The organism is Parendozoicomonas callyspongiae, from assembly GCF_023502345.1.
Lineage (GTDB): Bacteria > Pseudomonadota > Gammaproteobacteria > Pseudomonadales > Endozoicomonadaceae > Sansalvadorimonas > Sansalvadorimonas callyspongiae.
On the sequence record NZ_JAMFLX010000004.1, the window covers coordinates 229,411 to 238,222 of the forward strand.

8 protein-coding genes and 1 pseudogene are annotated in these 8,812 nt (G+C 47.1%); 4 read left to right on the forward strand and 5 right to left on the reverse strand.

Annotation, left to right across the window (positions count from 1 at the left end):
• Window positions 1-35: 35 nt before the first annotated feature.
• Window positions 36-1,283, reverse strand: coding sequence for a glycoside hydrolase family 5 protein (locus M3P05_RS04855; protein ID WP_249698242.1), 1,248 nt, complete (start codon window positions 1,281-1,283; stop codon window positions 36-38).
• A 268-nt stretch (window positions 1,284-1,551) separates the two neighbouring features.
• On the reverse strand, window positions 1,552-1,953 hold the full coding sequence (locus M3P05_RS04860) for a hypothetical protein (protein WP_249698243.1): 402 nt from the start codon (window positions 1,951-1,953) through the stop codon (window positions 1,552-1,554).
• Window positions 1,954-2,034: 81 nt separating this feature from the next.
• Between M3P05_RS04860 and M3P05_RS04865 the strand changes: the two genes are divergently transcribed.
• Both M3P05_RS04865 and coaE read left to right on the forward strand, forming a co-directional pair.
• On the forward strand, window positions 2,035-2,910 hold the full coding sequence (locus M3P05_RS04865; protein ID WP_249698245.1) for a prepilin peptidase: 876 nt from the start codon (window positions 2,035-2,037) through the stop codon (window positions 2,908-2,910).
• Window positions 2,879-3,517, forward strand: a complete 639-nt coding sequence (gene coaE / locus M3P05_RS04870) for a dephospho-CoA kinase (protein ID WP_408635861.1) — start codon at window positions 2,879-2,881, stop codon at window positions 3,515-3,517. Before M3P05_RS04865 ends, coaE begins: the two co-directional genes overlap by 32 nt.
• Here the strand turns inward: coaE and M3P05_RS04875 are convergent.
• Window positions 3,490-4,209 (reverse strand): histidine phosphatase family protein, encoded by a 720-nt coding sequence (locus M3P05_RS04875; protein ID WP_249698246.1) that lies wholly within the window; start codon window positions 4,207-4,209, stop codon window positions 3,490-3,492. The two genes, coaE and M3P05_RS04875, sit on opposite strands and share 28 nt — an antisense overlap.
• 320 nt (window positions 4,210-4,529) lie before the next feature.
• On the opposite strand from M3P05_RS04875, the gene M3P05_RS04880 reads away from it, so the two are divergent.
• Complete coding sequence (locus M3P05_RS04880; RefSeq protein WP_249698247.1) at window positions 4,530-5,759, forward strand: dicarboxylate/amino acid:cation symporter; 1,230 nt, start codon at window positions 4,530-4,532, stop codon at window positions 5,757-5,759.
• A gap of 37 nt (window positions 5,760-5,796) precedes the next feature.
• On the opposite strand, the gene bioA is transcribed toward M3P05_RS04880, so the two are convergent.
• A complete protein-coding gene (bioA, locus tag M3P05_RS04885) occupies window positions 5,797-7,056 on the reverse strand; it encodes an adenosylmethionine--8-amino-7-oxononanoate transaminase (RefSeq protein ID WP_249698258.1) in 1,260 nt (419 codons plus the stop codon).
• Between the two features lie 301 nt (window positions 7,057-7,357).
• Here bioA and M3P05_RS04890 point away from each other — a divergent pair, with 301 nt between their 5' ends.
• Complete coding sequence (locus M3P05_RS04890) at window positions 7,358-8,437, forward strand: endonuclease/exonuclease/phosphatase family protein (RefSeq protein ID WP_249698248.1); 1,080 nt, start codon at window positions 7,358-7,360, stop codon at window positions 8,435-8,437.
• Window positions 8,438-8,618: 181 nt separating this feature from the next.
• Here the strand turns inward: M3P05_RS04890 and M3P05_RS04895 are convergent.
• A pseudogene (locus M3P05_RS04895) lies at window positions 8,619-8,812 on the reverse strand (hypothetical protein); the annotation flags it as partial.

Genomic DNA, 8,812 nt, shown 5'->3' on the forward strand with positions numbered 1-8,812 from the left:
CGATCTAGTGGGCCTTTCAGGTAATTTGCTCAATATTATTCTGATTTGCCTGTCGCTGTAATGGTGTCGTCTTTCAGTTCCTGATCAAGTACTTTCCATATTTTGTTAGTCTGGTTCCATGGGCGATCAGGGCTTTCTCCTTTCTCAACAGCCTGCCAGTATTTCCAGCCAAGTGGTTTGTTGCCCATCTCATAGTCATAGCCATCCCACTCATCTTCTCTGAAAGAGTAGAAGCCCCAGTGAACTCCCTTTCTTTCAAAGATAGAAAGCAGGTCTTCCATATAAGCGGCAGTGCCAGGGTTTTTGCGATAGGCACCAAATTCAGAGGCTACCAGATGATTGGCGGGAATATTATTGGTTTTGGCCCAGTCAAAAAACGGGTTCAGCCAGTTTTCCAGGGCTTGTTCATCCCAGTACTGTTCTTTGCCAGCGTAAGGGATCTTGCCGGGATAGGTGTACATCTTCTTGCCGTTTTTCTTGCGCAGGAAGTTTTTGCGGTTGGTGAAGTCAAACGGTTCGTACATATGAAATGCATACAGAACTTTGTTGTCTTCCAGTTTCGGCCAGTAAGTGAAAGCAGGAGCCTGGGCATACCAGCCTGCATCAACCATAACGGGGGTGTTCTTATCGACCTCCCGGATAGCAGCAATCACCTTATTGTAGAAAGCGGGCAGGTCGTGTGATGTGCCTTGATATTTTTTGTACCAGGCGTCGTAGCGTGAAGGATCGCCATGTTCAGCTAGGCCTGTTCCCATCTCTGCGATAGGCTCGTTAATAATATTGTAAGCGACAATGGTTTTGTTGCCTTTCAGCGCGGTAGCAATGTCTTTCCAGTACCGGGAAGATTGCTCCCACCACTTCTTATCATTCCAGAGACGAAGATCTCGTTTACCGCTATTGTTCTGAGCCCAGCGGCTGCCTGGCAGCCCAAGAGGGGCAAGAACAACCTTCAACTGATATTTCTCTGCCCAGCCAATCACTTCCTTTAATTTGGCCAGATCTTCGGGAACCAGGCTTTGGTAGTTATCCAGATTACCTGCAAGAAAATCCTTGGATTGACTGTCCCATTTACTGAAAGTGATTCGTACCCACTCCACATCGGCGTCAGCCGCAGCTTTAAACCATTTTTCAGTGGGAGTCTGGTTAAACTGGTTTGTACCATCCTGGGGCGTTGCCCAGAAATTCATCTTCTCATTGGATTGGCTGACACTTGCCTGTACGGAGACGGGCAAAACAGCAGTCATCAACATTACCGCAGCAATGTAGCGCAGTGCTCCTAGCATCTGTTATTAGTTCCAGTTGGTGATATATCCATGAAATGTATCACGGCACCACTGGAGGAATGGATAAGGGAAATACGGGGGTGGTGGGGAAAGGTTAAAAGTAAGCACCGCAATCCCTGTGGTGCTTTAACAGGATCTACTTAATCAAATAAAGATCACGTGTGTAGATGGTGTCTTGAGGGTTATGCATTGGCAGTCCGCCAAGTTTGGCACTTCTCAGGTAATTCTTGGTTGAATGAAACACCGGTATGATGGGTATATTCTGCGCCTAGATTTTCTCGGCTTGAGCATAAATTGCATTACGCTCTTCTTCAGTTGGTGCAACTTTAGCTTTGGCAACAAGCCGATCGTACCCGGGGTTAGAATAATGGCCAGCGTTATTACCGTGTCCAGATTGATGCGAGGCAGTAGTTATGGGCACCTCTTCGTCGTCCCCATCCATCTCTTCATCCGAAGATATCTGACCAGAGACAAAGATATTGCCAATAGCTTCGGATCTTCCCGGCTGTTCCATAGTTTTAACTCCTTTTATACTCAAAAAAAGAGCCAGTTGTACATCAAGCAGACAAATCAATGCCCTGTCTGAATAGTTAGAACGGCTGTCTATAACAGCAACATCCTTGGCAGAGCTTCTGCAAACACATACAATTTTTAGAAGTACGGCGGTCAAGATGTTCTTCCGCTTCATATTGAAAGCTGCCGGATCGCGGCTGCGACACTTACGAAAAGCACACGGAAAAGGACATCAACCTTGTCTGCACTCTCACCCCTTTTCAATGACCCACAACTCTGGACAGGCTTCTGTCTGATTTTGGGCCTGCTGGTTGGCAGTTTTCTAAACGTCGTCATATACCGGTTGCCGCTGATGATGGAGCGCAGCTGGAAAAATGAATGCCGTTTGATTCTTGATCCTGATGCTTCGGAACCTCCCAAGGAACCAAAGTTTAATCTGATAGTTCCTGCCTCAACCTGTCCCAAGTGCAAACACAAGATTCGTCCCTGGGAAAATATTCCCGTTATCAGTTATCTGTTTCTGAGAGGGAAATGCAGCCAGTGTAAAACGGCTATTTCTGCACGCTATCCGATTATTGAAATGGCTGCGGGTCTTCTGGCTATGTTAAGCGCTGCTGTATTTGGGCCAGGTTTGTCATCTTTCATGGTTTGTATCCTTTGCTGGATGCTGCTGGCCATGTCGATGATTGATATTGATCACCAGATTCTGCCAGACGATATGACATTCCCTCTGCTGTGGCTTGGCATACTGCTAAATACTCAGGGTATGTTTACTTCTCTGGAAAATGCTGTCTGGGGAGCCATTGCTGGATACCTTTCACTCTGGTCCGTGTACTGGCTGTTCAAACTGGTAACAGGGAAAGAAGGTATGGGTTATGGTGATTTTAAGCTGCTGGCAGCACTGGGAGCCTGGATGGGCTGGCAATATCTGCCGGTTATTATTCTGCTCTCCTCGCTGGTCGGAGCAATTGTCGGTATCGGTATGATCATCTTTATGGGCCGGGACAAAAGTATTCCCATTCCCTTTGGCCCTTACCTGGCAGCAGCAGGACTTATCGCACTGTTCCAGGGAGACAAGTTAATTGCAAGCTATCTGCACTTTGCCGGAGTATGACATTAAGATGTTTGTCGTTGGTGTAACAGGGGGAATTGGTTGCGGTAAAACTTCCGTCACCGATTATCTGGCTGGAAAAGGAATCATTATTGCGGATGCTGACCAGGCGGCACGAGTTGTTGTTATGCCCGGTCAACCTGCCCTGCAAAGTATTGCCCAACATTTTGGTGAAAATCTGATTCTCCCTGATGGTCAGCTGAACCGACGAGCATTGCGGGATATCATTTTCGATAATGAAACAGAACGGCGCTGGCTGGAACAGTTACTCCACCCCCTTATCTTTCAGCAAATAAACTTTGAACTAGAACAGGCAACTTCACCTTATGTGGTGCTGGTCTCCCCTCTTTTAATTGAGACCAGCCAGCACCAACTGGTTAACCGAATTCTGGTTATTGATGTTTCAGAAGAAACCCAGATCGCCCGTACCATGAACCGGGACGGCGTCCCCAGGGAGCAGGCTGAAGCGATTCTACGCAGCCAGTCTGACCGGCAGAACCGCCTCAATAAAGCGGATGATGTTGTGGACAACAGCGGAAGTCTTGAGCAACTTCACCAGCAACTGGACAAGCTGCACCAAACTTATCTGGATATGGCCGCTTCCAACTGAGACTGCTTGATTTCGACCTGGCTGCCGTCAGTATTGAACTGGATAAATTCTGCGTTGGCGAAACGCTTCCCTCGCCCTGTCAGGTATTCAGTAAGAGCCTGAATTGGCTGACCATGCCCAACCATGATTATATGGCCAGGTTCTGGCCAGCTCAGGGCTTTGGCCCATGACACCTGCATTCGGGCTTTAACCTGGTCATTGGTCTCGCCATGAAAATGCTCAGGATTCTCAGGATTCCAGGAATCCTTCTCATCAAACTGATCGTGATACATTCCTTCCCTTTCCCCTAGGTTGCGTTCTATGAGGCTTTCCAGAATGACAATTTTGTCTTTATCGACCCCCAGCCGGCTGGCAATTATCTCTGCCGTCTCAATGGTTCGGGGAAGGGGAGAGCAGAAGATTGCGGCAATGTTATCTGTGTTATAACCCGTATCGTGAAGATCAGCAGCCGTTGCTGCGGCCTGCTCCCGGCCTATATCTGTGAGTGGTGCCGGAAAGTAACCGTTATTAGCTGGGTTGGTGTTGTATCTTTTGCTGACATTTGCAACCGACTGACCATGACGAATTACCACAATATGCCGTGAATCATGTCCATTTGGGACTTCAGCTTCTCCATATGCCTGAAAACTACTCCCCACCAGTGATAGCCCCAGCCCCAGCAACTTCCACCAACGAGCACCAAATAACAACATAAAAATATTCCTGCACTGATTATTCACAAAAACACTAGGGTCTTTTGAGGTTTTCTAACGGCTGACGGCTTTCAGGGCCACTGAGCCTATGATGAAAACCCAACAGCCCCCAAGGAAAGTAGCAAAAAGCAGTGAGTAGCAGGCTCAAATCTTAACCTGCTGGACGCAAGCTATCAGGAACAACCAAATGGAATAATTTAATAGCAAAATAATTTTAATTGGACATAACAAAATGACTACCTTTCCTGAACCCTATTCATGTTTCGCCAGTCTAACTACAAAGGGATCAAGCCATGCAGGGAAAAAGACAGGGGAAAAAAATGTCGAGAGTTTCGAAGATATCAACTGGAACAATGATCTCCACAGCAGCTTTGCTGGGTATTACCTGTGGATTTATGGATGTTCCTGTAGTCAACACCATTGCCACAACGCTGGGTGATCTGTTTATTCGGCTGTTAAAGCTGGTCAGCACTCCCATTATTTTCTTCTCGGTTTTATCAACTCTGACAGGTATGGGAAACCTTCAGGAGGCTGGCATTTTGGGAGGGCGGGTATTTCGCTACACCCTTATGACAACACTGATTGCGGCATCCATAGCTCTTTCACTGTTCCTGTTGCTGGACCCTGCCAACCATGTTCAGGGGCTGGATATCGCCAACTCGGTGGTTGAAAACCAGCAGACCGGTTATCTGAAATACCTAGTTGATATCATTCCTACCAGCTTTATTGAGCCTTTCGCTCAGGGACAGGTTATCAGCGTGCTGTTTCTGGCTGTTATTCTCAGCCTGGCAATTTTGACAGTGCCTGTAGAGCGCAGAACCCGACTGCAGCAACTGTTTGAAGATCTGTTTGCTGCAATTATGAAACTGACAGCAGGTATTCTTAAGCTGTTACCAATTGCAGTCTGGGCGTTCGTGACAACTTTTCTTCATGAGATTACTGAAGAATCTATAGTCACCAATCTTGCTCTCTATTTTCTCAGTATTCTCCTGGCTAACCTTGTACAGGCACTGGTGGTTCTTCCTCTGCTTTTATCCTGGAAAGGTCTGTCTCCGGTAAAAACATTTAAAGGAATGTTTCCTGCTCTCTCAGTTGCCTTCTTTGCCAAATCTTCAAGTGCAGCCCTCCCTGTTGCCATGGAAGCAGCAAGATCACAACTTGGCGTCAGTGAGCGTATAGCCCGGTTCAGTTTTCCTCTTTGTACAACAATTAATATGAATGCCTGTGCCGGCTTTATTCTGATTACCGTACTGTTTGTTTCATCACTGAATGGAATGAGCTTTTCCCCGGTTGAAATGTTTTCCTGGATTTTTATTGCGACTATTGCCGCGATAGGAAATGCCGGTGTCCCAATGGGCTGCTTCCTGCTGGCCAGTACACTGCTGGCCACCATGAATGTTCCATTAGCGTTGATGGGGGTTATTCTTCCGGTTTATGCGCTGATCGATATGTTGGAAAGTGCGATCAATGTCTGGTCAGATGCCTGTGTCACCTGCATCGTTGATAAAGAGACAGAGTCTTCTCCTGTGGTAAGCCGCCAGCAGGCTTGATGCTGGCGGTCTGATATTTGCCTGAGGATCAGTTTTCTCAACTTAATTCAGCAACGATTTTCCGAATACCTTTACAGAGAAACGCCAGGTCATCATCGTTCATAATATAGGGTGGCATCACGTATACCAGCTTACCAAAGGGGCGAACCCAGATTCCTTCTTCGACAAAACGAGGCTGAATAACCTGCATATCAACAGGCTCTTTCAGTTCCACAACACCGATAGCTCCCAGAACCCTGACATCAGCAACGGCTGACATGCCGACACAGGGGTTCAGGCCATCCTTAAGCCCCTGTTCAATTCTTGCAACCTGACTTTTCCATTCCCCTGTTGCCAGAATATCCAGGCTTGCACAGGCCACCCGACAGGCCAGAGGGTTGCCCATAAAAGTTGGCCCGTGCATAAAGACACCATTATCAGAAATGGTATGACTGACTTCCTCAGTGCAAATGGTTGCAGCCAGCGTCATATTGCCACCCGTGAGGGCTTTACCAACTGTCATGATATCCGGGCAGATATCCGCGTGCTCACAGGCAAACATCTTGCCTGTGCGACCAAAACCTGTCGCTATTTCATCGAAGATCAGAAGAATGCCATATTCATTGCAGAGTTCGCGGACACGCTTGATGTAGGCAGGAGAATAAAACCTCATCCCACCTGCTCCCTGTACAACCGGCTCCATAATAATACCGACCAGATCCCGGTGATGCTCCTTTAACGCTTCTGCCAGCTCTTCAATATATTTTTCATCCCAATCGTCGCTGAACCTGCACTGAGGAGCATCAACAAAAACATGCTCAAGAAGAATTCCGCTGAATAGCCCGTGCATACCATTGACAGGGTCACAAACTGCCATCGCGCCAATAGTGTCACCATGGTAACCATTACGAACTGTCAGCAGGCGTTTACGACGCTCATCGCCTTTACTGCGCCAGTATTGAATAGCCATCTTTATGGACACTTCCACAGAGACAGAGCCTGAGTCGGCAAGGAACACTGTTTGCAATGGTTCGGGAGCGATCTCTACAAGCTTACGACAGAGATCAATAGCAGGTTTATGGGTCAAACCACCAAACATCACATGTGACATACTGGAAATCTGATCCTGCAGAGCCTCATTCAGCTCCTTCCTGTTGTACCCGTGTATCGCAGACCACCAGGATGCCATGCCGTCAACCAGCTCACTGCCATCTGCCAGCTTGATGCGTACACCTTCTGCTGAGACTACAGGAAAGACCGGGATAGGTTTGGTCACCGAAGTGTATGGATGCCAGATATGGTAGCGGTCGAATTCCATATCCTGTTCAGTAAACGCAATTTCATCTTTATGATGGCGTGAAACTGACTGCTGCACTCGTTCCTCCTGACACACATAATTTAAAAGCTGAAAGAAAGATTATCAACAGCATGCAGAGATGATACAACGACCATTTGTAAACTTTTACATGGTGATATTATTTACTTGATCAATTTTAGCATCTTCTTTCCAGAAGCCCGTCACATAGTAAAAACAACTTTCATTGCGTTGAGTAGATAGATTTTCGGTTCAGGAATGAATGAACTATCTTTCGATACCGTTCAAATAAAAATGCAGAATAATGATCAGACATCAGGGGCTTACAACGATCACTCTCGCTTTTTTTCTAGCTCTCTCCGGAGCTGGATTACTCAGCTTCAGTGCTCCCAGACTGCTGGGTTTTAATCCCCCGAAAGTGCAACCCTGTGATGTTCACTGCCCCGCTGGCATCCCAAAGGTTCCTGTTGATAAACCTGTCAGGGTAATGACCTGGAACGTTCAGTTTCTTGCTGGCACGTATTACCCCTACTGGGCCGAAGACAGCAGCAAGTTTCTGAAGGAAAGTGATATTGAAAGCAATCTGGATCGAATTATTGAAGTTATTAAAAACGCAAACCCGGACATTCTTCAGCTACAGGAAGTGCACTTCACTCACCCTGTCACCTTTCATAAAAACCAGCTGGAAATGTTATACAGAAAACTGGCTGACAAGCTTCCCTGTTACAGTTCTGCCAGTTACTGGAAAAGCACTTTTATTCCTCAAAAACACCTGACAGGGACTATCGATATGCGGCTTGTGACAATGAGCCGTTACCAGATAGATGATGCGACCCAAATATTATTACCTGCTACCCGAAAGAAGCGGGTACTTGTTCCTTTTTACCCCCGTCACTCACTGCTTGAAATACGAATGCCGCTTGAAAATGGCAAAAACCTATATGCCATCAATACCCACCTTGATGCTCCAGGTATTGGGCGAGGCAATATGTATGAGCAGGTTGATGCTGTCTATGAGCATCTTGAACTGCTGACTAAAAGCAGAAAGCATTGGCTGCTTTCCGGAGACTTGAACCTGATTCCCCCTGGTTTTCATGGTCACCTTCCGGAAAACCAGAAAGAACACTACCTTGAACACTCACTTCTGGCACCTTTTTACAAAAGTTTCCGAGGAGTTCCCGCACTGGACGACTTGAGCGGTTCTGAATGGCCTCAATGGCTGACGGCTTATGATTTAAACCAGGACAGGCTTGACTTGATTATCGACTACATCTTCAGGCCGGAATATATTGGAGCAACCAATTCCCAGGTCTTACACCTGCCCCTGGATATATCAGATCACATGCCTGTCATTACAGAGCTGCTCCTTTCCCAGGAGCTCTAGGAGCCTGTCGGACTTAACGCGCACCTACTGCGAAAAAGCCGGATTTGGCCAGTTTTTAGAACCACTTTCGTCAAATAGAACCACTATTATCCTCAAGTGCTTCTAAAAACTGGCTCAAACCGGACTTTTTCTCGCTACGGTCGGTTAAGTCCGACAGGCTCCTAGTCCCAATGGTACTGACTTAAGCCGCCTTCCCTTGGTATGTCTTAAGCCGTCTGGCCTTTGCACGGGAGTGTTGCAACTTTGGAAAAGCTTTTGGTCGCCTCTTCACTGCCCGTGGTTCAGACCGCCCTGATCGATCCCCTACCTGATGTTCGGCCATTATGCCCAGCATTACATCAACAACACCTGCCAGATCATCTGTAGACAGTAGTA

Excerpts from the sequence above, each read along its gene's own strand:
- M3P05_RS04855 (WP_249698242.1), bottom strand. The coding sequence starts at position 1,283 with ATGCTAGGAGCACTGCGCTACATTGCTGCGGTAATGTTGATGACTGCT.
- M3P05_RS04875 (WP_249698246.1), bottom strand. The coding sequence starts at position 4,209 with ATGTTGTTATTTGGTGCTCGTTGGTGGAAGTTGCTGGGGCTGGGGCTA.
- M3P05_RS04880 (WP_249698247.1), top strand. The coding sequence starts at position 4,530 with ATGTCGAGAGTTTCGAAGATATCAACTGGAACAATGATCTCCACAGCA.
- bioA (WP_249698258.1), bottom strand. The coding sequence starts at position 7,056 with ATGGAATTCGACCGCTACCATATCTGGCATCCATACACTTCGGTGACC.
- M3P05_RS04890 (WP_249698248.1), top strand. The coding sequence starts at position 7,358 with ATGATCAGACATCAGGGGCTTACAACGATCACTCTCGCTTTTTTTCTA.